This is a genomic window from Pseudomonas sp. WS 5532 (assembly GCF_012985445.1).
GTDB classification, from domain to species: Bacteria; Pseudomonadota; Gammaproteobacteria; order Pseudomonadales; family Pseudomonadaceae; genus Aquipseudomonas; species Aquipseudomonas edaphica.
In genome coordinates, this window is the sequence record NZ_JAAQWK010000001.1 from 530,022 (window position 1) to 556,548 (window position 26,527).

General features: G+C 57.2%; 26 protein-coding genes. 15 read left to right on the plus strand and 11 right to left on the minus strand.

The features are described 5' to 3' along the window. Window positions 1-155: 155 nt before the first annotated feature. The 3 genes from HBO23_RS02465 (at window position 156) to HBO23_RS02475 (ending at window position 3,679) form a co-directional block, all read left to right on the plus strand. Entirely contained in the window at window positions 156-1,064 is a 909-nt protein-coding gene (locus HBO23_RS02465; RefSeq protein ID WP_170036381.1) for an OmpA family protein, read from the plus strand. Between the two features lie 129 nt (window positions 1,065-1,193). Continuing rightward, window positions 1,194-2,411 (plus strand): argininosuccinate synthase, encoded by a 1,218-nt coding sequence (locus tag HBO23_RS02470; protein WP_003208700.1) that lies wholly within the window; start codon window positions 1,194-1,196, stop codon window positions 2,409-2,411. 635 nt (window positions 2,412-3,046) lie between these two features. Beyond that, window positions 3,047-3,679, plus strand: a complete 633-nt coding sequence (locus HBO23_RS02475; protein ID WP_017137044.1) for a response regulator transcription factor — start codon at window positions 3,047-3,049, stop codon at window positions 3,677-3,679. Window positions 3,680-3,764: 85 nt separating this feature from the next. Here the strand turns inward: HBO23_RS02475 and HBO23_RS02480 are convergent, their stop codons facing one another. The 4 genes from HBO23_RS02480 to metG all read right to left on the minus strand — a co-directional run bounded on the left by HBO23_RS02480 (window position 3,765) and on the right by metG (window position 8,027). Continuing rightward, a complete protein-coding gene (locus tag HBO23_RS02480; RefSeq protein WP_017137045.1) occupies window positions 3,765-3,947 on the minus strand; it encodes a hypothetical protein in 183 nt (60 codons plus the stop codon). Between the two features lie 107 nt (window positions 3,948-4,054). Then, on the minus strand, window positions 4,055-4,693 hold the full coding sequence (nth, locus tag HBO23_RS02485; protein WP_017137046.1) for an endonuclease III: 639 nt from the start codon (window positions 4,691-4,693) through the stop codon (window positions 4,055-4,057). 69 nt (window positions 4,694-4,762) lie between these two features. After that, the gene (rsxB, locus tag HBO23_RS02490; protein ID WP_099548519.1) at window positions 4,763-5,731 is read right to left on the minus strand and encodes an electron transport complex subunit RsxB; all 969 of its coding nucleotides are present in this window, start codon (window positions 5,729-5,731) and stop codon (window positions 4,763-4,765) included. A gap of 244 nt (window positions 5,732-5,975) precedes the next feature. Further along, window positions 5,976-8,027: a methionine--tRNA ligase gene (gene metG, locus HBO23_RS02495; RefSeq protein WP_017137048.1), complete on the minus strand. Its 2,052-nt coding sequence runs from the start codon at window positions 8,025-8,027 to the stop codon at window positions 5,976-5,978. Window positions 8,028-8,199: 172 nt separating this feature from the next. Between metG and apbC the strand changes: the two genes are divergently transcribed. After that, complete coding sequence (gene apbC, locus HBO23_RS02500; RefSeq protein ID WP_017137049.1) at window positions 8,200-9,294, plus strand: iron-sulfur cluster carrier protein ApbC; 1,095 nt, start codon at window positions 8,200-8,202, stop codon at window positions 9,292-9,294. A gap of 496 nt (window positions 9,295-9,790) precedes the next feature. Here apbC and fdxA read toward each other — a convergent pair whose 3' ends face one another. The 5 genes from fdxA to HBO23_RS02525 form a co-directional block, all read right to left on the minus strand. Further along, window positions 9,791-10,114, minus strand: a complete 324-nt coding sequence (gene fdxA, locus HBO23_RS02505; protein ID WP_003208688.1) for a ferredoxin FdxA — start codon at window positions 10,112-10,114, stop codon at window positions 9,791-9,793. Window positions 10,115-10,256: 142 nt separating this feature from the next. Further along, window positions 10,257-12,848 (minus strand): DNA mismatch repair protein MutS, encoded by a 2,592-nt coding sequence (gene mutS, locus HBO23_RS02510; protein WP_170036383.1) that lies wholly within the window; start codon window positions 12,846-12,848, stop codon window positions 10,257-10,259. A 274-nt stretch (window positions 12,849-13,122) separates the two neighbouring features. After that, entirely contained in the window at window positions 13,123-13,404 is a 282-nt protein-coding gene (locus HBO23_RS02515) for a DUF3077 domain-containing protein (RefSeq protein WP_170036385.1), read from the minus strand. Between the two features lie 395 nt (window positions 13,405-13,799). Next, window positions 13,800-15,143 carry a HAMP domain-containing sensor histidine kinase gene (locus HBO23_RS02520; protein WP_170036387.1) on the minus strand — a complete coding sequence of 448 codons (1,344 nt, stop codon included), beginning with the start codon at window positions 15,141-15,143 and terminating at the stop codon, window positions 13,800-13,802. Then, entirely contained in the window at window positions 15,136-15,810 is a 675-nt protein-coding gene (locus HBO23_RS02525; RefSeq protein WP_138451275.1) for a response regulator transcription factor, read from the minus strand. The genes HBO23_RS02520 and HBO23_RS02525 overlap by 8 nt, the downstream gene beginning before the upstream one ends. Before the next feature lie 136 nt (window positions 15,811-15,946). On the opposite strand from HBO23_RS02525, the gene HBO23_RS02530 reads away from it, so the two are divergent. Continuing rightward, window positions 15,947-16,123: a hypothetical protein gene (locus tag HBO23_RS02530; RefSeq protein ID WP_170036389.1), complete on the plus strand. Its 177-nt coding sequence runs from the start codon at window positions 15,947-15,949 to the stop codon at window positions 16,121-16,123. Window positions 16,124-16,493: 370 nt separating this feature from the next. Here HBO23_RS02530 and HBO23_RS02535 read toward each other — a convergent pair whose 3' ends face one another. Then, window positions 16,494-17,639 carry a serine hydrolase domain-containing protein gene (locus HBO23_RS02535; protein WP_170036391.1) on the minus strand — a complete coding sequence of 382 codons (1,146 nt, stop codon included), beginning with the start codon at window positions 17,637-17,639 and terminating at the stop codon, window positions 16,494-16,496. 57 nt (window positions 17,640-17,696) lie between these two features. Beyond that, window positions 17,697-18,764 carry a fatty acid desaturase gene (locus HBO23_RS02540; protein ID WP_170036393.1) on the minus strand — a complete coding sequence of 356 codons (1,068 nt, stop codon included), beginning with the start codon at window positions 18,762-18,764 and terminating at the stop codon, window positions 17,697-17,699. 303 nt (window positions 18,765-19,067) lie between these two features. On the opposite strand from HBO23_RS02540, the gene HBO23_RS02545 reads away from it, so the two are divergent. From HBO23_RS02545 to HBO23_RS33755, 10 genes are all read left to right on the plus strand, one after another. Continuing rightward, window positions 19,068-19,631, plus strand: a complete 564-nt coding sequence (locus tag HBO23_RS02545; protein WP_170036395.1) for a recombinase family protein — start codon at window positions 19,068-19,070, stop codon at window positions 19,629-19,631. 102 nt (window positions 19,632-19,733) lie between these two features. Then, complete coding sequence (locus HBO23_RS02550) at window positions 19,734-20,477, plus strand: XRE family transcriptional regulator (protein ID WP_169985843.1); 744 nt, start codon at window positions 19,734-19,736, stop codon at window positions 20,475-20,477. A 149-nt stretch (window positions 20,478-20,626) separates the two neighbouring features. After that, window positions 20,627-20,785: a hypothetical protein gene (locus tag HBO23_RS02555; protein ID WP_017137056.1), complete on the plus strand. Its 159-nt coding sequence runs from the start codon at window positions 20,627-20,629 to the stop codon at window positions 20,783-20,785. Between the two features lie 286 nt (window positions 20,786-21,071). Continuing rightward, window positions 21,072-21,410, plus strand: a complete 339-nt coding sequence (locus tag HBO23_RS02560; RefSeq protein WP_053254660.1) for a phage holin family protein — start codon at window positions 21,072-21,074, stop codon at window positions 21,408-21,410. A gap of 23 nt (window positions 21,411-21,433) precedes the next feature. Further along, complete coding sequence (locus HBO23_RS02565) at window positions 21,434-21,949, plus strand: hypothetical protein (protein ID WP_170036397.1); 516 nt, start codon at window positions 21,434-21,436, stop codon at window positions 21,947-21,949. A 3-nt stretch (window positions 21,950-21,952) separates the two neighbouring features. After that, window positions 21,953-22,564, plus strand: coding sequence for a phage baseplate assembly protein V (locus tag HBO23_RS02570; protein ID WP_170036399.1), 612 nt, complete (start codon window positions 21,953-21,955; stop codon window positions 22,562-22,564). Between the two features lie 9 nt (window positions 22,565-22,573). Beyond that, window positions 22,574-22,906 (plus strand): hypothetical protein, encoded by a 333-nt coding sequence (locus tag HBO23_RS02575; RefSeq protein WP_053254663.1) that lies wholly within the window; start codon window positions 22,574-22,576, stop codon window positions 22,904-22,906. Next, window positions 22,903-23,898, plus strand: coding sequence for a baseplate J/gp47 family protein (locus HBO23_RS02580; RefSeq protein ID WP_170036401.1), 996 nt, complete (start codon window positions 22,903-22,905; stop codon window positions 23,896-23,898). The genes HBO23_RS02575 and HBO23_RS02580 overlap by 4 nt, the downstream gene beginning before the upstream one ends. After that, window positions 23,895-24,524 carry a phage tail protein I gene (locus HBO23_RS02585; protein ID WP_169985340.1) on the plus strand — a complete coding sequence of 210 codons (630 nt, stop codon included), beginning with the start codon at window positions 23,895-23,897 and terminating at the stop codon, window positions 24,522-24,524. The genes HBO23_RS02580 and HBO23_RS02585 overlap by 4 nt, the downstream gene beginning before the upstream one ends. Then, entirely contained in the window at window positions 24,525-26,465 is a 1,941-nt protein-coding gene (locus HBO23_RS33755) for a phage tail protein (protein WP_225933035.1), read from the plus strand. The last annotated feature ends 62 nt before the right edge of the window (window positions 26,466-26,527 follow it).

A 26,527-nucleotide genomic window follows, 5' to 3' on the forward strand; every position in this document is an offset into this window, starting at 1 on the left:
GGGGATTCCAGGCGGGTCAATCTGGTGGGAATGCTACCGGAAAAGACTCTTGCAGGCACTCGCTATCAAGTTTTGCCGCACGTGTCCGATATCCCTGGGTATGCCTTAACGACGTATGACGCTTTGAAGTGTTGTAGAAACCAGTGGAGCCTCCCGTGCGCCAGCATTATCTAGCCCTGCTCAGTGTGTTCGCCAGCCTGCCTGCGATGGCACTCACATTCCAGACACGTCTGGAGAATATTGAGTGGAAGGTGGAAGGCGACCAATTCGAGTGCCGCCTGGCCCAGCCGATCACCGATTTCGGTTCGGGTGAGTTTGTGCGCCGGGCCGGCGAGCAGGCGACATTTCGCCTGAAAGCCTATAGCGGCGCGCTCGGAGCGGGCTCGGCGACCTTGCTGGCTGCGGCGGCACCCTGGCAACCGGGCCGTGGTGATATCAACTTGGGCGCCGTGCGTGTTGGCAGTGGCGACGTGCTGTTCAACAGCTCCCAGGCCCAGGCCGGGCGTTTGTTCACGGGTTTGCTGGAGGGGCGTAGCCCTACGGTGCGGCATTACGGGCGTGAGGGCGGCTACTCGGAAGTCCGCCTGTTGCCGGTGAAATTCAACAAGGCCTTCAACGACTATCAACTGTGCACCACCAAGCTATTGCCGATGAATTACGATCAGGTCAAACAGACTGAAGTCGGCTTCCCCGGCGGCGGTATCCAGCTGGACGCCGCTGCCAAGAAGAAGCTGGACGTGATTCTCGCGTTCATGAAAGCCGACCCGACGGTTAATCACGTCGAGCTCAATGGTCATTCCGACAACAGCGGTAACCGCCTGACCAACCGTGACGTCTCGCGCCGTCGTGCCCTGGCGGTGATGGACTACTTCAAGGCCAATGGCATTCAGGAATCGCAGATCACCCTGCGTTTTCACGGTGAAAGTTACCCACTGGCGCCCAATACCAATGCCGCCAACCGCGCCCGTAATCGTCGCGTGAATATTCAGCTCGAACGCGTGGCTGCCCCCGAGAAACCGGCACCCCAGGCCACTGGCCCGAGCAGCGCGGCACACACGTCATAAGGTGCGACCATCGGTCGCCCGCTCGACATAATCTGTCGCTTTATCTTCATTTGCTGTCGCGCCTCTGTAAATTCACGGTTTTGGTCGGTAGAATCGACGGCTTTCCGTACAACCCCGTGGAGTGATGGCATGGCCGACGTAAACAAGGTCGTTCTCGCGTATTCCGGCGGCCTGGACACTTCGGTGATCCTCAAGTGGCTGCAGGATACTTATAACTGTGAAGTGGTGACCTTCACCGCTGACCTGGGTCAGGGCGAAGAGGTCGAACCTGCACGTGCCAAGGCGCAAGCCATGGGCGTGAAAGAGATCTACATTGACGACCTGCGCGAAGAATTCGTCCGCGATTTCGTCTTCCCGATGTTTCGCGCCAACACCGTCTACGAAGGCGAGTACCTGCTGGGTACTTCCATCGCACGCCCGCTGATCGCCAAACGCCTGATCGAAATCGCCAACGAAACCGGCGCCGACGCCATTTCCCATGGCGCTACCGGCAAGGGCAACGACCAGGTGCGTTTCGAACTGGGCGCCTACGCGCTCAAGCCAGGCGTGAAAGTGATTGCTCCTTGGCGTGAATGGGACCTGCTGTCCCGTGAAAAGCTGATGGATTACGCTGAAAAGCATGCAATCCCGATCGAGCGTCACGGCAAGAAGAAGTCCCCGTACTCGATGGACGCCAACTTGCTGCACATCTCCTATGAAGGCGGCGTGCTGGAAGACACCTGGACCGAGCACGAAGAAGACATGTGGAAATGGACTGTCTCCCCGGAGAACGCTCCAGACAAGGCCCAGTACCTGGAACTGACCTACCGCAACGGCGACATCGTTGCACTGGACGGCGTCGAAATGACCCCGGCCACCGTGCTGGCGACCCTGAACCGTATCGGTGGCGAACACGGTATCGGCCGTCTCGACATCGTCGAGAACCGCTACGTGGGCATGAAGTCCCGTGGTTGCTACGAAACCCCAGGCGGCACCATCATGCTGCGCGCTCACCGCGCCATTGAGTCGATCACCCTGGACCGTGAAGTGGCTCACCTCAAAGACGAGCTGATGCCCAAGTACGCCAGCTTGATCTACACCGGTTACTGGTGGAGCCCGGAGCGTCTGATGCTGCAACAGATGATCGACGCCTCCCAGGTCCACGTGAACGGCGTCGTGCGCCTGAAGCTGTACAAGGGCAACGTGATCGTTACCGGTCGCAAGTCTGATGAGTCGCTGTTCGACGCCAACATCGCCACCTTCGAAGAAGACGGTGGCGCCTACAACCAGGCGGACGCGGCAGGCTTCATCAAGCTGAACGCGTTGCGTATGCGCATCGCCGCCAACAAGGGTCGCAAGCTGTTCTGAGTGCGACCCTCGTTGTAAAAATGGCCCCTAGTCCAAGGGGCCATTTTTTTTGCCTGCATATAAAGACGGGCGCATTTAAAAGCAAGCTGATGTTTAAACGCGGTCTGACTGTTTAAGGTTTGTTGAATGTTGAAGTTGAATTCGGCCGTTTCAGCGATGGCGTGTTTATTTCTGTACGGTTGAATGAATTTTTTACACCTGCACAGGAACTATGTCTTACGGAAAATTCACTACCTAAGTACAGCGAGTATGTAGGGCGCTGAAACTTCTGTAGGAAATAGGGATGTAAACAGGTATGTTGAATGGAACTAAATCAGTTGATTTCTTTTCAGCTGCTCACTGGCCTAGCTGCCATAAGCAAGGGGTATTTCCTGAAAGTCATGTGCGGTACATTTACCTCGTACCCATTCTGCGGCGTATATTTCACTCGAAATATGTATGGCCCCGGAAAGTTCTGAAGGGTTGCATAAAATTCCCTGCACCTGAGTTTGTGTTTTTTTGTAGGTTAATTCCTATATCGTTGTGGGTTGGGTCTCTGCTTGCTGTTGCTTGGGGGGGAGCGCTATGCCAACTAGGAAACGACTAGGCTATTGTGCTTGCTCTAAATAATTCGAACAGCGAAATTGGACTTTCTCATGAATAAAGTGCTGATCGTGGATGATCATCCCGTCATTCGACTTGCTGTGCGCATGCTAATGGAACGTCATGGTTATGAAGTCGTTGCCGAGACTGATAACGGCGTCGATGCGCTGCAACTTGCACGGGAACATATGCCGGACATTGTCATACTGGATATCGGGATACCCAAGCTCGATGGCCTGGAAGTTATCTGTCGGCTGGCGTCTACCAAGCAGGCTACACCCGTCAAGGTGCTGGTGCTGACGTCTCAGGCACCCGGCCATTTCTCCATGCGCTGCATGCAGGCGGGGGCGGCGGGCTACGTATGCAAGCAGCAGGACCTGACCGAGCTGCTGAGCGCCATCAAGGCTGTACTTTCCGGCTACAGCTATTTCCCCAACCAGGCGCTCAACTCGGTACGCTCGACCATGGGCAATGCCAGCGAGGCGGACATGGTTGAACGCTTGTCGGGTCGCGAGATGATGGTGTTGCAGCAACTGGCCCGAGGCAAAACCAACAAGGAAATTGCCGATGGCATGTTCCTGAGCAACAAAACCGTCAGCACCTACAAGACCCGCCTGTTACTCAAGCTCAATGCACGCTCCCTTGTGGACCTGATCGAGCTGGCCCAGCGCAACGGCCTCGTGTAGACGCGGTGCGGTTTTGCACCAAAACCCGAAAACCCGGCAAAAAAAAAGCCTCCGTCAGGGAGGCTTCCGGCCGTCAGCGCATCGATCAGAGGTCGAAGTCGTAATCGGCCAGTTGTTTTTGCAAGCGTCGCTCTTCCAACAGGTTGTCGATAGTGCGGCGTTTGCTCAAATTGGTCTTGGCCACCTCTGCCACAGGGGCGTCCCCTTCGTCTTCCGCCACATCAACGAGATCGTCTTCTACATCCAGTTGTTCTTTGCCAGTGCTCATAAGGTTAACTCCAGGCTAAGACTGCCGTTGGCGCTCCTTATAACGATAATCCACGAACGGGTAAAAAAGATTTTTTCAATCGACTGATCGAGAAAACCAATGAACCCTCAATCGTCCGAGGTTTTGTCCTTGTACTCGCACAGGTCTTCGATGCGGCAACTCCCGCAGCGAGGCTTGCGGGCCTGGCACACATAGCGCCCGTGAAGGATCAGCCAGTGGTGGGAGTCGAGCAGATAGGGCTTGGGCACAAACTTCATCAACTGCTTTTCTACCTCGACCACATTCTTGCCACGCGCGATGCCGGTTCGGTTGCTGACGCGGAAAATATGCGTGTCCACTGCCATGGTCAGTTGCCGGAACGCGGTATTGAGTACCACGTTCGCAGTTTTGCGGCCTACGCCGGGAAGGGCTTCCAGGGCTTCGCGGGTTTGTGGCACTTCACTGCCGTGCAGCTCAACCAACAAGCGGCAGGTCTCAATGACATTCTTGGCCTTGCTGTTGTACAGGCCGATCGTCTTGATGTACTCCGACAAACCCTCCACACCCAAGGCATAAATGGCCGCTGGCGTATTGGCCACTGGGTACAGCTTGGCCGTAGCCTTGTTGACGCCCACGTCCGTGGATTGTGCTGACAGGATCACCGCAATCAGCAACTCGAACGGCGACGAGTAGGCCAGCTCGGTCTTGGGTTCCGGATTGTCTTCATGAAACCTGCGGAAAATTTCCAGGCGTTTTGCGGCGTTCATGGGGCAGGTGGTTCCTTGCAGGCGATCAGCGCGATTGTAGTAATACACACAGCAGGGTTTAGCGCGGGTTTAAACGCTGTCATGAGTATCCACTTGGCGTTGTGCGTCATCGACTTTGCTTTGCGCCTCGGCCAGTTGCTGTGGTGTGGCGTTTAGATCCTGGGCTTTCTTCAATGCTGCGCGGTGCATGGCCAGCTGGATTTTAGCGCGCTTGAGATCGGCGCTGTTACTCGGTGCCGTTGCTGGCGTCGGTGTGCTCTGTACTTCCAGTGCGGCCAGCGCCTGCTCCGCTGCTTCGAACTGCTGTTGCAGCACGATCAACTGCGACTGCTGCTCAAAGGTCGGTGGATGTCCAAATGCCTTGAGTGATTTATGCAGTTGGGCGCGACTCATGGCAACGGTGATCTTGGCCTTCTTGACCGCTGTATCCCGGGCCGCCTGAGCGTCATCGGCTTGCACAGGGGCAACCGGCGGGGCCAAACGTTTAGCCCGCGCCAGGCGCTCGGCGAGTTTATGCGCTTCCTCGCGTTGCAGCCGCGCATTGCGTTGCTCAAAGCGCCGCCGCGCGCGGTCGCGCTTGAGGCCGCGCTCATGGCGTTGCCCATCATCGGCCGCCAGGCCGCCGACAATCGCCAGCACAGTGGTCGCTGGACGCATTTCAATGCAATCCACAGGGCAGGGCGCAACACACAGGTCGCAGCCGGTGCATTCATCCATGATCACGGTGTGCATCAACTTGGCGGCGCCGACAATCGCATCCACCGGGCACGCCTGGATGCACTTGGTGCAGCCGATGCATTCGGCTTCGCGGATGTAGGCGACCTGGGCCGGGGCTTCGCCGCGACTGGTGTCCAGTTCCAACACCGGCACGCGCAACAGCAGGGCCAGGCCGGCAATGGTTTCTTGCCCTCCGGGCGGGCACTTGTTGATTGCCTCACCCAACGCGATGCCCTCGGCGTAAGGCTTGCAACCCGGATGCCCGCATTTGCCGCATTGGGTCTGCGGCAGCAGCGCGTCGATACGTTGAATCAAGTTCATGGGGTGATCATTGGTATGCCGGTTGAACAAACAGTGCCTGTAGTGGCGAGCGCGCGTTCTGTGGCGAGCGGGCTTGCCCCGCGTTGCGGCGCGGAGCGGCCCTTGGTACAGGCACTCGGTTTAACAGGCCAAATGCGGCGACTTTATTGGGGCTGCTGCGCAGCCCAACGCGGGGCAAGCCCGCTCGCCACAGGCAGCCCGTTTGCCACGGGAGGCCCGCTTGCCGCAGACGGGCTTTGCGGGCTTACTTGATACGCTGACCCGGCTTGGCACCGCTGTCAGGGCTCAACAGGTAGATCTCTTCGCCGCCAGGGCCGGCTGCCATCACCATGCCTTCGGAGATGCCAAACTTCATTTTGCGTGGCTTGAGGTTGGCGATCATCATGGTCAAGCGGCCGTCGAGCTTGGAAGGATCCGGGTAGGCGCTCTTGATGCCGGAGAACACGTTACGTTGCTCGCCACCCAGGTCCAGGGTCAGGCGCAGCAGCTTGTCGGCACCCTCCACGGCCTCGGCCTTGACGATCAGCGCAACGCGCAGGTCTACAGCGGCAAAGGCGTCGAAGTCGATTTCTGCCGAGATCGGATCCTTGGCCAGCTCACCGTTACCGGCGGGCGCAGCCGAACCGGTGTCGGTCTGGCTGGCGACCAGGTCTTCTTTCGAAGCGTCGGTCATGGCCTGGACTTTCACCGGATCAATACGCGTCATCAACGGCTTGAACTCGTTCAACTGATGGTTGCTGAGCAAGGTGGCGTGGTCGTTCCAGGTCAGCGGCGCGACGTTGAGGAACGCCTCGGCATCAGCGGCCAGCAATGGCAGCACCGGTTTGAGGAAGATTACCAATTGGCGGAACAGGTTGACGCCCGTGGCACAGATAGCCTGGACTTCAGCTTGCTTGCCTTCCTGCTTGTTCAGCGACCACGGTGCCTTGTCGGCGATCCAGGCGTTGGCGCGGTCGGCCAGGCCCATGATCTCGCGCATGGCGCGGGCAAAGTCACGGGCTTCATAGGCGTCGGCGATACTTGGCGCGGCGGCCAGGAAGGCTTCGGTCAGTTCCGGTGCGGCGTTTTCAGCCACCAGTAAACCGGCATTGCCCTTGTGGATAAAACCGGCGCAACGGCTGGCGATGTTGACCACTTTGCCGACCAGGTCCGAGTTGACCTTCTGCACGAAGTCTTCCAGGTTCAGGTCGAGGTCGTCGACACCACGGCCCAGCTTGGCGGCGTAGTAGTAGCGCAGGTATTCCGGCGACAGGTGGTCCAGGTAGGTGCGCGCCTTGATAAAGGTGCCACGGGACTTGGACATTTTCTGGCCATTGACCGTCAGGTAGCCGTGCACGGCGATACCGGTCGGCTTGCGATAGCCCGAACCTTCGAGCATGGCCGGCCAGAACAGCGCGTGGAAGTTGACGATGTCCTTGCCGATGAAGTGGTACAGCTCGGCGGTGGAGTCCTTGGCCCAGAACGCGTCGAAGTCCAGCTCAGGCGTGCGGTCGCAGAGGTTTTTGAAGCTGGCCATGTAGCCAATCGGCGCGTCCAGCCACACATAAAAGTACTTGCCCGGCTCGCCCGGGATCTCGAAGCCGAAGTACGGCGCATCGCGGGAGATGTCCCACTGCTGCAGGCCGCTGTCGAGCCATTCGGAGAGTTTGTTGGCCACGGCGTCCTGCAAGGTGCCGCTGCGGGTCCAGGTTTGCAGCATTTGCTGGAAATCCGGGAGCTTGAAGAAGAAGTGCTGGGAATCCTTGAGCACCGGGGTGGCGCCGGAGATTGCCGACTTCGGGTTCTTCAAGTCCGTCGGTGCATAGGTCGCGCCACATTTTTCGCAGTTGTCGCCGTACTGGTCTTCGGTGCCGCATTTAGGGCAGGTGCCCTTGATGAAGCGGTCGGCCAGGAACATTTTCTTTTCCGGGTCGAAATACTGGGTCACCGAACGCTGGTCGATGTGCCCGGCTTCCTTCAAGCGCAGGTATATCTGGCTCGACAGCTCGCGGTTTTCTTCGGAGTGGGTGGAGTGGAAGTTGTCGAAATCGACCAGGAACTCGGCAAAGTCGGCGCTGTGTTCAGCCTGCACATTGGCGATCAGTTGTTCCGGGGTGATGCCTTCCTTCTCGGCGCGCAACATGATGGCCGAACCGTGGGCGTCGTCCGCGCAGACATAAATGCATTGGTTGCCGCGATGCTTCTGGAAGCGCACCCACATATCGGTCTGGATGTACTCAAGCATATGGCCAAGATGGATGGAACCATTGGCATAGGGCAGGGCGCTGGTGACGAGGATCTTGCGTGGCTCGGACATGGGGCTCGGCTACTTGATGAAACGGAGGTCGGCCACTATAAAGCGCCGGGAAATATATTTCACCCCGTGGTGCTGTTTCTGAATCTTCCCAGGTCTCGAAAGCATGCCGCTGGGCGGCTGGAACGGTTAGGATAGCCGCCTGTTTCAGTCAGTCTTTTTTCGGGAGTAGCCCATGAGCGCCGTCAATCGCGCAGCGGTGGAAGCCGTTCTTCGCCAGTACACCGACCCCTATTTGAACCAGGACCCGGTCAGCGCCGGCTGTGTACGTGCCATCGAGGTCCAGGGCGACCAGGTGTCGGTCCAGTTGGAACTGGGCTATGCCGCCGGTTTGTTCAAGAGTGGCTGGGCACAGATGTTGCAAATGGCCATCGAAGGCTTGGAGGGCGTGCGCTCGGCCAAGGTCGACATCCAGTGCGTGATTGCCGCGCACAAGGCCCAGGCGCAGATTCCGGGCCTGGCCAACGTCAAGAATGTCATCGCCGTGGCCTCCGGCAAGGGCGGCGTGGGTAAATCCACCACCGCCGCCAACCTGGCGCTTGCGCTGGCCCGCGAAGGTGCGCGCGTGGGCATCCTCGACGCCGATATCTACGGCCCAAGCCAGGGCGTAATGTTCGGCATCGCCGAAGGTACGCGGCCCAAGGTCAAGGACCAGAAGTGGTTTGTGCCGATTGAGTCGCTGGGCGTGGAGGTCATGTCCATGGCCTTCCTCACCGACGACAACACGCCGATGGTGTGGCGCGGGCCGATGGTCTCCGGCGCCTTGCTGCAACTGGTCACCCAGACCGCCTGGGGCGACCTGGATTACCTGGTGATCGACATGCCACCAGGTACTGGCGATATCCAACTGACCCTGGCGCAAAAGGTGCCGGTGGCCGGTTCGGTGATCGTGACCACGCCTCAGGATCTGGCGCTGCTGGATGCCAGAAAAGGCGTGGAGATGTTCCGCAAGGTCAACATCCCGGTGCTGGGCGTCGTAGAAAACATGGCGGTACACATCTGCTCCAACTGCGGCCACGCCGAGCATTTGTTCGGCGAAGGCGGTGGCGAAAAGTTGGCGACCCAATACGGGGTTGAATTGCTGGCGTCGTTGCCGCTGGCGATGGAAATTCGTGAGCAGGCCGACGGCGGCAAGCCGACCGTGGCCGCGGAGCCTGATGGACCGATCGCTATGGTGTACCAGGAGCTGGCCCGTCATGTGGGCGCGCGGATCGTCCTGCAGGAAGCGGCCGCACCGGCGATGCCGACCATCACTGTCAGCGACGACTGAGTCGGCTGAATGAAAAAAGCCTCGATCTTGTCGGGGCTTTTTTATGCGTGCTGATCAGTCAACGGTTCTCAATTACGCCTTTGCGCAATTGCACGTGTAAGCATTTGCTTACTTTTTCGTAAGTGATTGGTTTTTTAACTGGGCATGTCCATCTCGAAACGGTGAGCGAATTTTCTATCCTCATGAAAAATAACAATTATTTATACTTGAATGGGCGTTCAAGTCTGCCAGCCGATCACTTGGATCCCATTGAACTTCCCTCGGAACTCTCTAAGATCAGCCCTGTGTCCACGGATTGGCACAGCCATCAAGGAACGATGGTTGAAGGAACGTCGCAGGATGCGATTCATCAGGATGATGAAAAGGAATACAGGGACTAGGGAAAAAATGTGGGCGGGTCATACCGCCCCTTTTTTTGCCTGCAGAAAAGTGAAACCGACCACCCAGAAACGCAAAAAGGCCCGCAAGGGGCCTTTTTTATTGGGCGGCGGCGCTTTCAGCGCTCGAGGTCTGCAATCTTACCTTTCTTGCCATCCCACTCCGCTGCATCAGGCATCGGATCTTTGCGCTCAGTGATGTTCGGCCAGATTTCCGCCAGCTCGACGTTCAACTGAATGAATTCCTGCATCTCTGCCGGGACTTCGTCCTCGGAGAAAATAGCGACGGCCGGGCATTCTGGTTCACACAGGGCGCAGTCGATGCACTCATCCGGGTGGATAACCAGGAAGTTCGGGCCTTCGTAGAAGCAGTCCACCGGACACACTTCGACGCAGTCGGTGTACTTGCACTTGATGCAGTTGTCGGTAACGACGAAGGTCATTTCTAATTCTCTCCTCAGGCGGCGGCAGCGAAACCCTTTGTGGCAGGGCTCGCGAGGTTCGGGAGCGATAGTCTGCAGGCCAGGCTAATAACCTGCAGCATCCCAAACCGCGCGAGAGTCTACCAGCTTGCAAGCCTGTGCGTTATATCCGAACTTGCAGTGCATATAACATTTCGAGCGCTTTACGCGGCGTCAAGCCGTCCAGGTCAAGCTTTGCCAACTCATCCAGCACCGGATGGGGCAGGCTGGCGAACATATCACTCTGGTGCGGCGCGCTCGGTTTGGCGTTGGTTTTGGCCGGGCTTGCTACCGGAATCTCATGGGGCAGGGCGGTTTCTTCCAGGCGGCTCAGGTGTTCGCGGGCACGGCTGATGACTTGCGCGGGAACCCCCGCCAACTGCGCCACGGCCAGGCCGTAACTCTGGCTCGCCGGCCCCGGCAGCACGTGGTGCAGGAACACGATGCGCTCGTTGTGCTCAGTGGCATTGAGGTGCACGTTGGCCACCAACGGCTCGCTTTCGGGCAATACCGTCAGCTCGAAATAGTGCGTGGCAAACAGCGTATAGGCGCGCAAATGCGCCAAACGCTCGGCTGCCGCCCATGCCAGCGACAGACCATCGAAGGTGCTGGTGCCGCGTCCCACTTCGTCCATCAGCACCAAACTGCGTTCGGTGGCGTTGTGCAGGATGTTGGCGGTTTCGCTCATTTCCACCATAAATGTCGAACGCCCACCGGCCAGGTCATCACTGGAACCGATCCGGGTGAAAATGCGGTCCACCAGCGACAACTCGCAACTGGCTGCCGGCACAAAGCTACCGATGTGCGCGAGCAACACGATCAAGGCGGTCTGGCGCATGTAGGTGGATTTACCACCCATGTTGGGACCGGTGATCACCAGCATGCGCGTGTCGTCATCCAGCGACAGGTCGTTGGCCACGAACGGCGTGGTCAACACCTGCTCCACCACCGGGTGACGCCCCTGCACGATACGCATGCACGGCTCACTGACAAACCGCGGGCAGTTCAGGTCAAGGTTCAGCGCACGCTCGGCCAGGTTGCTCAGCACATCCAGTTCCGCCAGGGCGGCGGCGGTGTCTTGCAGCGGCGCCAGGCGGCTGATCAGATCTTCGAGCAACGCTTCATACAGCATCTTTTCGCGCGCCAGGGCACGGCTCTTGGCCGACAGGGCCTTGTCTTCGAACTCTTTAAGCTCCGGCGTAATGAAACGCTCGGCGCCTTTAAGGGTTTGGCGACGCTGATAATCAATCGGCGCCGACTCGGCCTGTTTGCTCGGCAACTCAATAAAATAGCCGTGTACGCGGTTGTAGCCGACCTTCAAGTTGGCCAGGCCGGTGCGGGCTTTTTCGCGGGCTTCCAGGTCGATCAGGAACTGCCCGGCGTTTTCGCTCAGCGATTGCAGCTCGTCCAGCTCGCTGTCGTAACCGGTTTTAAGCACGCCGCCGTCACGGATAATCGCCGGCGGGTTGTCGATAATGGCTTTTTCCAGCAGCGCCGCGAGGTCCGGGTAAGTGCCGGCCGTTACGGCGAGTTGTTGCAGGTGCGGCGTGTCCAGTTCGGTCATGGCCACTTGCAGCTGCGGCAGCGCGCTCAACGCATCGCGCAGGCGCGCCAGGTCACGTGGCCGCGCATTGCGCAGGCCGATCCGCGCCAGAATGCGCTCGATATCACCGATTTCTTTAAGCTGCGGCTGCAGGTTCTCAAAGCGATAGCGATCCAGCAGGCAAGTAATAGAGGTCTGGCGCGCTTGCAGCACGGTCAAGTCGCGCAGTGGGCGGTTCAACCAACGGGTCAGCAAACGGCTGCCCATGGCCGTCTGGCAACGGTCGACCACTGATTGCAGGGTGTTATCGCGGCCACCGGCCAGGTTGGTGTCCAGCTCGAGGTTGCGACGGCTGGCGCCATCGAGCACCACGGTGTCATCCAGGCGCTCATGGCGCAGGCTGCGCAAATGCGGCAGGGCGGTGCGCTGGGTTTCTTTCGCGTAGCTGAGCAAGCAACCGGCAGCGCCGATGGCCAGGGTCAGGGTCTCGCAGCCGAAGCCTTTAAGGTCCTGCACCGAGAACTGCTGGCACAGACTTTTCAGCGCCGTGTCGCGCTCAAAGTCCCACGGCGCACGACGCTTGGTCCCACGACGCTTTTCCGCCGGGAGATCCTTGGGCCAATCATCCGGAATCAACAACTCCACCGGATTGATGCGCTCAAGCTCCGCCAGCAGGTTCTCCCAGCCCTTGATCTCCAGCACGCTGAAGTTGCCGCTGGTGATATCCAGCACCGACAGGCCGAACAAACGCTCATCGCCCAACACCGCTGCGATCAGGTTGTCACGACGCTCATCCAGCAGCGCCTCATCACTCACCGTGCCCGGCGTAATAATGCGCACCACCTGACGTTCCACCGGCCCTTTGCTGGTCGCCGGGTCGCCGATCTGCTCACAGATCACCACCGACTCACCCAGCTTCACCAGCTTGACCAGATAACCTTCCAACGAATGGTAAGGAATCCCACACATCGGAATCGACTGCCCCGCCGACTGCCCACGCGCGGTCAGGGTGATGTCCAGCAGCTTGGCGGCCTTCTTCGCGTCTTCGTAGAAGATCTCGTAGAAATCGCCCATGCGATAGAACATCAACTGATCAGGGTGCTGGTTTTTGAGGCGCCAGTACTGCTGCATCATCGGGGTGTGGGAAGACAGATCGGAGGTGTTTTTACTCATCAGATAGTTAGCAAATTCGTTAAAAGGAGTGGGGCAAAGATGGGGCACTTGGCCCTGCTAATTTTGCGATGGCGGCAAGGTTAACACGCGAGGTCGAGGGTTCGCAGGTCACAAACAGCCAGGTAAAAGCCAAAAATGGCGCAGCGCCCAATGGCCATCACTCTCAAGAATGAACACCGAACCTGTGGCGAGCTACCTCGCCACAGGTTAGCGGTGCTTGAGCTATCTCTTGAGTGATCGGAATCAGGCGCCGCACCGGTTTTTCACTCGCCCCTTACTGAAGGTTACCGGGCGAATCCAACACCCTCACCACATCATCAACCACCGCCTTGACCATCTCCTGCAAGTAATGCGACGCCCAGGCGTAACGGTCCGTTTCCTTGGTCATCGCCGCATCTTCGGCGAGTTGCTTGGCGACGTGGAGGAGGTCCGAGGCATGGTGCAAGGCTTCGTGCAGGGAGACGCCGCTGTTGACGCGGAATAGCGGTTGGTCGCAGTGGAAGGAGAAGGGGGTGACGCCGAGGGTGGTTAACGCAGACGGATCTGTAGCGGTCATCGGTAAAACTCCCATATCAATTGAGAGCTGCCACATTCGTTATCAGGCGAATTGGGTGGCAGCTGTGCGCAGGCTGATAAACCGGAGATACAGGAACCCGGCAGACCCGAAGGTCTCCCACGCACAGCCGCCATTGCACGAAATGTTGGGCGAAAAAAAACGCCAGCAAATCGGGTTTTGGGGGCGCTAGGTGCGCCTGCATCTTGCCGGGTTATCAGGCCCGGTCGCTGAATTGGCAGCGACGGAGGGGAGGGTAGCGTGGTGGGGGTATGGGTGCAACTGGGGATATTGCGTCACAGAAAACGAATTTACCCCTGAACTATTCCCGTACGAAAGCTAACCCACTCAAAGCGCCGCATAGACCGGGGCGGCAAGGGGACAGATCAATTTAATTATTATCCAGAAAATAAATCAGTCCCCTCAGTTGTACTTCCCCCATTATCTAAGGCCCGCACGCGGGTAAAGTCGAGAATCACGGTAAAGCGTTGTTGCTCGAGCACCACTTCAATCTGCCAGCCCAGTTTTGCACATAGCTGGCGCATCAACTGCAGCCCCAGCCCGTAGCCAAAATCGTTAGATTCCTGCCGCGACTTGATCTCCCTGATGTGGTTGATGATGCGCAACTGAGGGTACTTGAAACTGATTTCCACGGTGCCGTCTTCTGCGTATTGCAGCGCATTGCGCAGGAAGTTACCGATCACAATGCGACACGCCGTGGGGGGCAATAGGCAGGGCTCGGTGTGGATGTTGATCATCAAGTCGATATCCCGGTTACCGATCAGGTAGCGATGCTGTTGAATCAACTCGCCAACCAACTCGCTGACGTCAATGTGTTCCTGCGGCAATGGCTCGGGGTTCTCGCGGCTCATCCACAGCAACGTCTCGGCGATCAGTTGCATGTTCAGCACCGAACGTTCGATACGTTGCAAGGGCGGTGGCAGGACGCCGCCGGACTGCATGGCCAGCAATTCAATATTGGCCTTGAGCACGGCCAGCGGGGTCCGAAGTTCATGACTGGTATAGCGCAACAAGCGCTCTTCACGCAGGCTGGCGGCCTGAACCTGCTCAACGCTTTGGGCCAGTACATCAGCCAGCATGTTGAACTCTTTGAAGCTGAAGTCCGGCCGTTTGCCAGACAAGGCTTCCGGATTTTTCAGCGTACTGGACCATTGGGCCAGACGCCCCAGCGGGCGGACCAACCACCAGACCAGTAATGCGATGATGATCAACGCCGGCACAAATACCGCCAGGCTGATCAGCGCAACGCTACGCAGTACCTGGTCAAAGTAGGCGTCGGACAGCGGAGTCTCGACCTCACCCCCGGCTTCATGATCGTGGTCGACGTCGTACATATAAAGAATTTTGCCATCACCGAGGGGCTGCTCGAGGATTATCTGAATCGGCGCGTCGTCGTCATCGGAGTACAGGTCGCCAAAGATATGCACCGCGCCGAAGGACAGACTCGGTGGTGTCGCCAGTATCTGGCGAACGTTTTCCGGTAACGCCTGCTTGCCGATGACGCCGGTATAGAAGTAGTTGCCTGGAGGCGGCGTGGTCGGGTCGTTGTTGTAGTGCCTGGTGAAATACTGGGCTTCCTCTTCCATCATTGCACTGGCGGTGTAGAGCAACCCGCGCACAGTGAATGCAGGCAGCAATTGGCTGTAAATCACTAGGACCACAGTAATCAGCAGCAGAAAGCTCCCACTGATCACCCATTTCAAACTCAGGGCGTTACGCATGGGGTTTTACCTGAATACCGACCCCGGGAAGCGTGTGGATCAAGGGTCGACCAAAGGGTTTGTCTACCGTCTTGCGCAGTCGATGCATATGGACTTTAAGCGTATTGCTGTCGGGTGGCTCGTCGCCCCAGATGCTTGTTTCCAGGCGTTCCCGTGGTACGGGTTCTGGGCTGGCACGCATCAGGTGCTCCAGTAAGGTCCAGCAAATGGGCGACAAATGCAGCGCTTGCCCGGCGCGACTGACTTTACGGGTGCTCAGCTCCATCACCAAGTCATCCACCTGCAGGCGACTGGCCTGACCACTGCGGCGCAGGCTCAGTGCTCGAATCCTGGCCACCAGTTCGGCCAACTCGAATGGCTTCACCAGGTAGTCATCAGCGCCCGCAGCAAAGCTGGCGAGTTTGTCCGACAGAGCATCCAATGAAGTGAGCATCAAAATGGGCGTCTGACTGCCTTGCTGGCGTAACCGTTCACACAATTGCTGGCCGTCCAAACGCGGCAACATGATGTCCAGGATAATGACGTCGTAGTGCTGCTCAAGTGCCAGGTTAAGCCCGGTCTGGCCATTACTGGCGTGGTCGCAGACGATGCCGCTGATCTCCAGGTATTCAATGACGGTAGTGGCCAGATCGAGATTGTCTTCGACCAGCAGCAGGTGAATATGCACGGGATGTCCCCTTGGACGCTTGTCATTTATGGCCCGAAGGATAGCGGAAGTCAGCAGGGGTTCTCTGCAGGTTTACCTGACGTTAACCCATCACTGTTTAAGCTCAGGCTCTTCATATCCTGAGAGCGGCACAGCCATGAACCTGTCCTCGATGATCAAAGGCGCTTTGTTAGCGTTGATTTTTTTCGGCCTGATGGCCAGCGCCCTGCCGTCCCGGGGGCAGTTTGTGCGTCTGGGAGGCGGCGTCTGGTTTCTGATGGGCCAGCACATCGAGCAGACACGTGCGTACGGCGTTGCCAATGCACAGCCATAACGACGGCGTCAGCTACGCCTGGCAGGTAGCCATATGCCTCACACTGGTTGTGTGTGTGTCGGTGTCCATGGGTATCTATATCGTTCGCTTGAATACGCAAATTGATAAGCAACGAGAACTGTCGCCGGTGTATCTGCACGATTGTGACAAAGGGCTTGGGGGCTTTGTGGTCTACACCGACGGCAGGCGTAGCGTGGACAGTTGCTACATAGTCAATGAAAGTGAATCAACGGGCGTCGACGGGGCGCAGGACCCAACAAGACTCACCGCGTGGTGAGCGGCTCAGATACACCCTCTCGTACAATAAAACCGCTCCCTGATCGGTTGGCACATTCCAGACACCAAGAACTCCACCCGCAGGGCAACCCGCTCAAAGCGCTGCATACACCAGTGATGACAGCCTTCCAGGCCGAGGGTCAATCATCGAATGACTGCCCGAAGTCGTGGTGACAAACCCAAAGCTCGCTCGCCTCTCGGGGTCGGCGAAGCTTATCGGACCACCCAGCCCGATATGGCCAAAGGTGCCCGGGCCCATTGCGTGGGAAGCCGTCGGATCACGTTGCTGTTCCAGCATGCAGCCCAAGCCATAACGCATTGGGCGCATCCAGACCCGGTCCATGCCGTGACTGTGTTCTCGTGTGAACTCATTGAGCAGTTCGCGACCGATAAAGTGTCCGGCCATTAATGCCGTGTAAAAACCGGCTAAACCGTGCGCTGTGCCATGCCCGCACACCGCCGGTTGCTGATAGGCCCACCAGCGTGGGTCACTGGTCCGCCTGGGCACCATACCGGGGTTGGTGAAGGCGAGTGTCGCAATGTGCGATGGCTCGTTTTTGAGCACCGTGCGCAACGCTTGCGAGTAACTGTCACCAATGCGTCCGCTGGCAGCGTCGAAACGAGCAATGCGATGAAAGTCTTTTGCGTCCACGCCAAGGTGAACGTCGAGGGCATGGGGATCCAGAATCTCTTCATGAATAAAGACACAGGGATCACGCCCGTCCACCCGGCGAATCAGCTCTCCCAGGATCCAGCCAAACGTCGTGGTGCCATACCCAAGGTCTGCTCCCGCTTCCCACCAAAGCGGCTCGGCCTCCAGGACCCGCACCATATGCTCCCAGTCATACATCATGGCGTTATGGTCGGGGGCTCGCAGTGCCGGCAGGCCCGCGGTGTGATTCATCACCTGACGCAAGGTCACCTTGGCTTTGCCGTTTTGGGCGAACTCAGGCCAGTAGCGGGCCACGGATGCATCCAACTCCAGCTTGCCCTGTTCAACCAACATCAGCACGGCCACCGCGACGTAGGGTTTTACCACGCAAAAGGTATTGGCCAGCGTGTCGTGGCGCCAGGGCGTGGTGCCTTCCTGATCCGCCGTACCGGCCCATAAGTCGATAACCTTCTTTCCGTCTACTTGCACACACAGCCCTGCACCACGCTCCTGCGGATCATCAAAAATGTCCTCGAAGGCTTGCCTGACCGCTGCGAACTGCTGCGCACAGATCCCTTGTGCTTTCATACTTCAGACTCCTTGTCGTTGTAGTGCTGCCCTTGATACGTGCGAGCGCGATGGCACTCACCCCCGCGACCGAGTGTGAGCGTGCTTCGTGGAATAACGATTCGCGCGCTTGTAGGTGCCGAAGTCATTGAATCTGACACCGGCTCGCGCCATGACTTTATGCGCATAGGGTGCCGTCATCTGGCGAAGATAGAACGGGTCTCTGACCACAAAGTGATGAATGCTGTGCGTGCTGCCAAAGTTGAAACAGAACATCTGGAACGGCCACAACCACCAGGGGTTCATCACCTGAGTTTGTTGTAACGGATTGCGCGCGGCAACATCGCCATAATAGTGCATGTTTGAACTGATGAAAAACAGGCAGAACTGGCGTATTAAGTTAGGCGCGATCAGAATAACAACGGCGCTGTTAACTATCTCGATTAACCCCGGCGTTGCAGCGGAAGGGTGAACCTCCTGGCCCATGATTGAGCCAAACCAGACAGTTGCGTGGTAGCCAAGGAACACATACCAGCACCCGCAATACAACAGGCCGAAAGGTGTGTTGAGCCGAATAATCTTGCCTAACAACTTAATCTTTTGCCGCCATCCAGGTGCAAAAATCGCGTTTAGAAAACCAAATATAAAACCATCCATCAGTTTCAATAAGCGCAGTATTCCCCACGGGCTACCACTGGTCGTTATCCAGGCCTCGACATCTGAATCAGTTCCGGACTCTTTGTGATGGTGAAAATGCAGACTGCGTCTTAACCAAGGACTGGGCATGCCCGGTCGGGCCAGCCAGCAAAAAAACATCATGGCATTATGGGCCAGTGGCTTTTTCCTGAAATAAAGACGATGAATCAAGTCGTGCTCGATTTCATGAATAAGCGAAGTCAGTAGCGCATTGATAAAAATGCACAGCCATGCGGGGATAAAACCCTTGATGTAGAGACCTCCTGTGATAACCATGCCCACCAGTGAAAACACCATGACACTTGCGCCCAGCGCATCCTGGCGCAGCAAGATCGGATAACGTTCGCGCAGGTAATTGCCATGCTCGGTAATGCTGCGGGTAACCGTATCGATCTTTTCCTGATCGGTAGTTAGCCGATCAACTTCAACGGCTTTTTCCAAGACTTTCATCCATTCATCCTCTGCTTGCGTCAGGGAATTGCCAGCCTTGTCAAGCCGGCCACGTCAACTGTTTGAACTGGAAAACAATGGGTATTTAACGCTGTTGCGTAAATCCAATGAATGCAAAATCGACGCTGTGTCAAAAACTTGTTAGGATTAATCCAGGCCTCAAAATGATAAGACAAGTTCAAGTCTTTGCAACTGTGTATTTTGGGTGGCTTCAGTGTTACGGATGTGTAAGGATTTAGTGATTTAGTTACAGTTTGTACAAGTATAAAAAGGACTTTGTACAACTATTGCCAAGGAGGCACCATGAGATCTTATCGCATTAGATATTTCCGGCACTCTCTGCAAGCGCCCTGCGATAGCATCGAGAACATACCCAGCCGTGATGTATTTGACGCGGTGTTTTGCGATGAGGCAGCAGACGAGGCGGTAAATCGCGCTGGCCTGGAAAGACTCATTCGCTACCTGCAGTGCGGGGATACCGTGGTGGTCGATAGCATGACCTCGCTGACTTCCAGTACCGAACAACTGTGTACTCTTATTCGACGGCTGATTGAAAAGCAGGTAACGCTGGAGTTTCTAAACGAAAACCTGATTTTCCGGCATGACTGTCTTGAGGTTGTGGAGACCATCATTGCGGTAATGGAGCGGATTGCGGCGTTCGAACGCGCCACAAGAAGGGAGAAACAGGCAACCGGAATCGCTGCCGCAAAGGTCCGTGGGTGCTACGGCGGTCGCAAGAAAAAACTGTCTGGCAATCAGGTGGTCAGTTTGATTGGCCGAGCCAGCGCAGGAGAAAACAAATCTAAATTGGCGCGTGATTTTGATATCAGTCGTCAGACACTTTATCGCTATTTGAAACCCTCATAGGGCGTGTCAGCGGCCGAACGCAGCCGGGCAGAGGTTGAAAATTTTTGATATTGCATAAAATATGCAATTTAGCATTTGCCAACCCCAAAAACTCCCGGCACTATCGCCGTTATGCAAAAACGCAACGTTTCAACCGTCTTAAGAGAGCTGCTGGACCGCGACCGGATCTCCCCCACGGAGCTTCACCGGCGTACCGGCGTGCCTCAATCCACACTCTCGCGGATCCTCAGCGGCAAGATCGTTGATCCGTCGGACAAGCACATCTCGCGCATCGCCGAGTACTTCCGCGTCAGCACCGACCACTTGCGCGGGCGCGCGGCGATGGGTGCTGGGCGCGATGACGGGCGCGACCCGATGCATTCGGAACTCAAGGACATAAGCCTGTGGGACGACGACACGCCCGTTAATGATGACGAGGTGTCGATCCCCTTTTTGCGCGAGGTTGAATTGGCTGCTGGATCAGGAAGATTCGTCATCGAGGAAAGCGAGAAGGCCAGCCTGCGGTTCGGCAAGCGCAGCCTTCGCCACAACGGTGTGCAGTTCGACCAGGCCAAATGCGTGACAGTGCGTGGCAACAGTATGTTGCCGGTGCTGCGCGACGGCGCGACGGTTGGGGTGAATGCGGGCAAGAGCGGCATTGGCGACATCGTCGATGGCGACTTGTATGCCATCAATCACAATGGCCAATTGCGGGTGAAACAGCTCTACCGCCTGCCTTCCGGGATTCGCCTGCGCAGTTTCAATCGCGATGAGCACCCGGACGAGGACTACAGCTTCCAGGATATCCAGGATGAGCAAATCAGCATCCTCGGCCATGTGTTCTGGTGGGGCATGTACGCCCGTTAACCTCCTTGCGTAAGACAAAGCCCGCCCATGTGCGGGCTTTTTTTCGACCGTAGAAAACCGGTAAACCCCTGGCCCATAAGGTTCGAAATGCGCTGGTGCATTCCGATAGCAAAAATAAATGCATTTGTGCATTGACTGTATATGCATACATGCATATTCTCCATCTCAAGCCAGCCAACAAGGTGGTGGAGGCGGCAAGGATGCTGCCAAGGAAAGTGACAAGGAAGGCACGCAACATCGGCAAGGACGCCATCGAAGCGATGGCAGGGATGCCAGGCAACACCGGCAAGGATGCCGACGCTCTTTAGTTACACCGCTTCAAAAAAAACAGGCAGCGATGAACCGGCCTTAACGGTTCAGAGGGTTGGCAACTGACCCGGGTGTGCAGCGTAAAGCACCAGAAGCAGTTATCCGGCAGACAGGGATCGTGGTCGGAAAAACATTGAGGAAAGAACCGTACCGCGCCAGTAGCGCCGAACGTTCGAGGAAATCATTACTGAAAGGCCCGGGCAACCGGGCTTTTTGGAATGCCGACCTATCGAAGCATGTGTAAATGAAAAATGGACTATTGAGTGCTCAGCCAGGAGGCGTGACATGACAAATGAACAACAAGCGTTAGCGGAAATGCCTATCTGGCTGGTCATCGTATTGGCCGTGATCGGCGGTGTATCCGGCGAAATGTGGCGCGCCGACAAAGAAGGCGCACGTGGCTGGTCGCTGATCCGCCGCCTGGCCCTGCGCTCCGGCGCGTGCATGGTCTGCGGGGTTTCAGCCCTGATGCTGTGCTACGCCGCCGGCATGTCGATCTGGACCGCCGGCGCCATTGGTTGCCTCACCGCGATGGCCGGTGCCGATGTCGCCATTGGCCTTTATGAACGCTGGGCCGCCAAGCGCATCGGGGTCAACCAAGGCTCCGGCCAAGACCCGCAGTAACCGTTGCAAGGATGCTACTTAATATGACCCTTATCGAAAAGCCATCCCAACTGCCCAACGCCATAGGCGCGGCGCTGCACGCGGCCTTCCCGAACTTGAAGGTCGGCAATCACCAGGATTTTCAGGGCGCCTTGGATAAAACCGGCGTGTTGATCACGGTCGAAGGCAATGGCCCAGGCATTCGCTCTCGCGAAGGGCGCAAGGCTCACGCCCTGACGATTTCTCTCCGGGCCATGGTGGCGCCGGGTGCGCTGCCGTTTGATGCCTGCGACCTGGCCAGCCAACTGATGGACCAGGTGCTGGATAACCGTTGGGGCCTGCCATTGGCCCAGTGCGATTTGCCGATAAATATCGTCGCCGCTCCGGTTGCTGCAACAACAGCAGAAACGGACTACGACACTTGGACTGTCTCCTTCACCCAGACCGTCTACATCGGGCCGGTATTACTCACAGATCCTACCGGACAGCCGCTGTTTGCCCGCACCTGGGAAGTGTCGAACATCGACGATCCCGACCAATACAAACCACTGGCGGAGTAGCCCATGTTCGACGCGCTGTTACGCATGCAGCTGGGGCCGATTGTCGAGCGCCTGGCAGAGATGGAAACCCAACTTGAAGACCTGTATCGACGCGCCGAGAGTTTTTGTCGGATCGGCACGTGTCAGTCGGTCGATGCCGCCAGCAATACCTGCAAGGTCAGCCACGGTGATTTGCTCACCCCGGCGATCCGCTTTTTCAACCCCAGCGCAGGCGGACAAACCGAAACGCGTATCCCGTCGGTGGGTGAACAATGCCTGTTGCTCAACTACGGCGGCGGCGAAGGCGGTGGGCAGTCTGTGGCCTTGTTCGGCCTCAACAGTAGTCAGTTTCCGCCCGTCTCCAGCGTTGCCACATTGACCCGACGACGCCATCAGGACGGCACCCAAAGCGACTATGACGATGCCAGCCACATTTTCAATTGGGTCAACGGCCCCACCACGTTCAGCGGTTCGCGCGAACAGGTAGACGTCAAAGTCGGCGCCGCCAGCTTGGTCATGAGCGCCCAGAACATCACCCTGCAAATCGGCGGCACCAGCCTGGTACTGGACGCTGGCGGCGCGCACTTCAGCGGCCCGCTGGTGGACCATCAAGGCCGCGTCATCAGCCCTCGATAAGGACATCCCATGCTCGGCATCGATCGAAACACCGGGGCAGCCGTCGATGACTGGCTGCAGTTCGTGCAGCGCGCCACCCGAGCGCTGACCACCCCCGTGGGCACTCGGCAGAAACGCCCGCTATATGGCTCGCTGATCCCGCAACTGCTCGGCCAGAACCTCGGCGACGACCTGCTGATACTCGCCCAAAGCCACGCCGCGCAGGCGTTCTACAACAGCCACAACGGCATCGGCGATTTTCAACCCCAGGTCATCGTCGCCACCCGCCAAGGCGCCGGCCTGCTGTTGCGCTTCGCCGGCACCTGGAAAAACCGCCAACAAACCTTCGAGGTCGTGACATGAGCATGCTGATCCCCGGCCAGAACCAACTGGCAGAACCGGCCATCATTGCGGTGGATGAGTTCGAGCCGTTGTTGGCCGAATTCAAGGCGTTTGTTGTGGACTACGTCGCCACCCGCGCACCGCAAAGCGCGGCCAAACTCAAGGTCAGCCTCGACAACGAAAGCGAGTTGCTGACCCTGGCCCTGGAAGCCTTCTGTGTAAGGCTGCAAACCCACGAACGCAAATACAATGCCCGTATCAAGCAGATGCTGGCGTGGTGGGCCACCGGCAGCAACCTGGATGCGCGCCTGGCGGACATGGGCCTGGAACGCCAAGTGCTCGATCCAGGCGACCCGGCGGCGTTTCCGCCGGTGCCGCCGACGTTGGAGAGTGACGACGACGCTCGCTTGCGTTATTACCTGGCACCCCATGCCCCGGCAGCCGGCTCGCGGATGCAGTATCGGCGAGAGGTTTTTACCCTGGGTGAACGGCCGTCGGTGAAGGTGCAAAGCGCGACGCCGGGCGTGGTGACGGTCAGCTACACCTTTGATCCCGACGGTTATGCCGCGCAGGTCAAGGACGGTAACGCTCGTCGAACAGCGCCCGGTGAAGTGATGGTGACTGTGCTTGCTCGTGAGAGCGACGGCACGCCGTCCGCCGATTTGCTTGACGGGGTTCGTCGCCATTTCGCACGGCCGGATGTGCGTCCGGAGACCGATCTGGTTAGCGTGCAAGGTGCGCAGATCCTGCCTTATAAAATCCGTGTGGTTGCGAAGATCAATGCCGGCCCGGATTCGGGGCTCACGCAAGTTGCCGCGCAGAAACTGCTACAGGACTATGCAGAGTCTTGTCATCGGCTGGAGGGGCGGGTGGATCCGAGTTGGATTGACTATGCGATTCACAGCGCCGGGGCGGCGCAGTTACAGATCCTTGAACCCTTGGCACCGATTATTGCGACGGCCTTTCAGGCGCCTTATTGCACCGGGGTTGAAGTACAGGTACGCACGCTATGAGTGAGCGCATACCGAGCCTGCTCCCCGCCAACAGTTCGCCCTTGGAAAAAGCGTTGGACCAAGGCTTCGGTCAGTTACTCGAGCGAGTAACCCCACCGTTCCCCGCGTTGATGGACCCCTCGCAAACGCCTACGGATTTTTTACCTTATCTCGCAGCGGATCGTGGCGTGAACGAATGGAGTTCTACTGCCGCCGGGGCTGAAAAGCGTGCGACGGTAAAACTCGCCTGGCCAACCGCTCGACAGGCCGGTACCCGTACAGCACTCGAAAATGCTGCCAAAGGCCTGCAACTGATCCCTGAGGTAAGGGCCTGGTATGAGCAGTCGCCGCGAGGTAATCCTTTCAGTTTTTCCATCAGGGCTTACTCCGAACTGCCGTACAGCGAAGAAATCGACGCGAGGCTGGATCTGCGTCTAGCAGAGGCCAAAAGCGAGCGTGACATTTTCACCGTCACGGTCGGGTTGAGCGCGTTTGGTAGCCATTCAGTCGGCGCTGCGACTGTCTGCGGTGAGCTGACCACTATCTATCCGATTGTTATCGAGGGGCTTGAAGCGTCCGGCATGGCCTTTTTGGCAGCCGGCTTCTACAGCGTCGAAACCGTCACTATCTATCCACAGGGGTCCTAAATGGCCGACTTTTATACCTTGCTGACCAACGCAGGGATTGCTTATGAAACTGCCTGCAAGGCTGCGGGCGTGCCGATCAAACTCGCGCAAATTTCGGTGGGCGATGGCAATGGCTCTGTCTACAACCCCGACGCCACTGCAAAAGCGCTGAAACGTGAAGTGTGGCGCGGGCCGCTGAATGCGCTGTTTCAGGATGAGAAGAATCCAAGCTGGTTGCTGGCCGAGGTAACGATTCCGCCTGAGGTCGGTGGTTGGTATGTGCGTGAGGCCGGGCTTTGGACGGACACCGGGGTGCTTTACGCAATCGTTAAGTACCCGGAGTCTTTCAAGCCGGTTCTGGCAACTTCTGGTTCGGGGAAAGAGTTTTATATTCGGTCGATTTTCGAGACGAGTAATGCATCGCTGGTGACGTTGTTGATTGATGACACGGTGGTCAAGGCGACGCGGGCTTGGGTGATCGGTTATGTGGCTGATGAGTTGGCGAAACTTGATGCTAAACAGTCGGCGCGTGTGGCTACTACGGCAAATATCGCACTGAGCTCAGCGCAAATTATTGATGGGGTGGCGGTTGTTGCGGGTGACCGGGTTCTGGTTAAGAACCAGACAACCCCTAAAGATAACGGGCTTTATGTAGTGACTAACACCGCATGGGTTCGCACTAAAGATGCTGACGCCAATGCTAAGGTGACATCATCGTTGACGGTGTCTGTCGAACAGGGACTAACGCTTGCTGACACGATCTGGCAGTTAGTGACAGATGGAACAATTGTTCTGGGAACGACGCCTTTGGCGTTTCAGAATGTGACACAAGGGTTCGCGCCGCTCAACTCACCAGCATTTAAAGGCTTGGCAACGGCGGAGTCAGCGCCACGGTTCGATAACTCCTCCTTGCTGGCGACAACTGAATGGGTGCGGCGCCAAGGCAAGTACTATTCGGGAGGTACTGCTTTTAACGGTAACGGATCGATTCTTGCATCTGCGGTAGGTCAGGTCTCCATGTTGTTTGGTGACGCAGCGAACACTATTAATCTTCCCTATTCGGCGGACCTGCCCAATGGGGCGACTGTCACGATAATCTGTTACAACACCGTGTCTGCTGCCATTACTCGGGTTGGGACTGACCTTATATACGGTGCAGATCCGGGGCAGTCCGTAAGTGTAAAGAGCATATCTATGCTCTACGGGGATATTCTAGAGCTAACATTGCTGGGTAACAACGCGGGTGCGGGTGCATGGTATGTCAGTGGTGGCAATATGTTCACCAGTGTGCTGGTCTCGCAGTTTGATAACAGCCAGCGACCCGCGTCTACTCAGTTTGTGCAACGAGCCCTCGGTAACTACAGCAACGTGTCAGTGCTTTCAGTTAATGCAAAACTAACATCGCAGTACTTTGGGCGGGTATTGTTGTTGAACTCAGGTGTTGAATTTACTGTTACGTTACCGCCGTCAAACTCTGGGCCTACAGGAAGTGTTATTTCCGTCAGGAATGTTGGCTCGGTTAATGCGACATTGGTGCCTTCTGGTAATGATACTTTCGCGACTATAGCAACGAGGCCCCAATCGGGAATAATTGTTCCTCCCGGATCTTTTGTTGATCTTGTGTTGCAGGGGAGTAGTTACTTCTTGTCGGGCACGGCCGCGCTGAAGTTAAGTGCTGAGTTTGCAAGTAATCGTGCAGCCAATGGATGGAAATGTGATCCATCTGGGTTGATAGAGCAGTGGGGTGTCATTCCCGCGATTCCAGCTGGTGGTTCGGCTTTAGTTTCATTTCCAACTGCGTTTAGTGCGGGGGCGATTGGCTATGCCTTGGCATCTGGCGGCTCCGGGGCAGGAGTACCAGGTGTAAACGTTAACAATGTGTCAGAAACTCAAGTTCGTTTCTGGAATCAATCGAACACCGCATCTACACAAGCAGGCGGTTATCGCGTTATCGGTTACTAAGGGGGGATTTTTATGTTTGCTGCAAAGTCTACGTGCGGTTTTTACGACCCTTCTTTTCAACA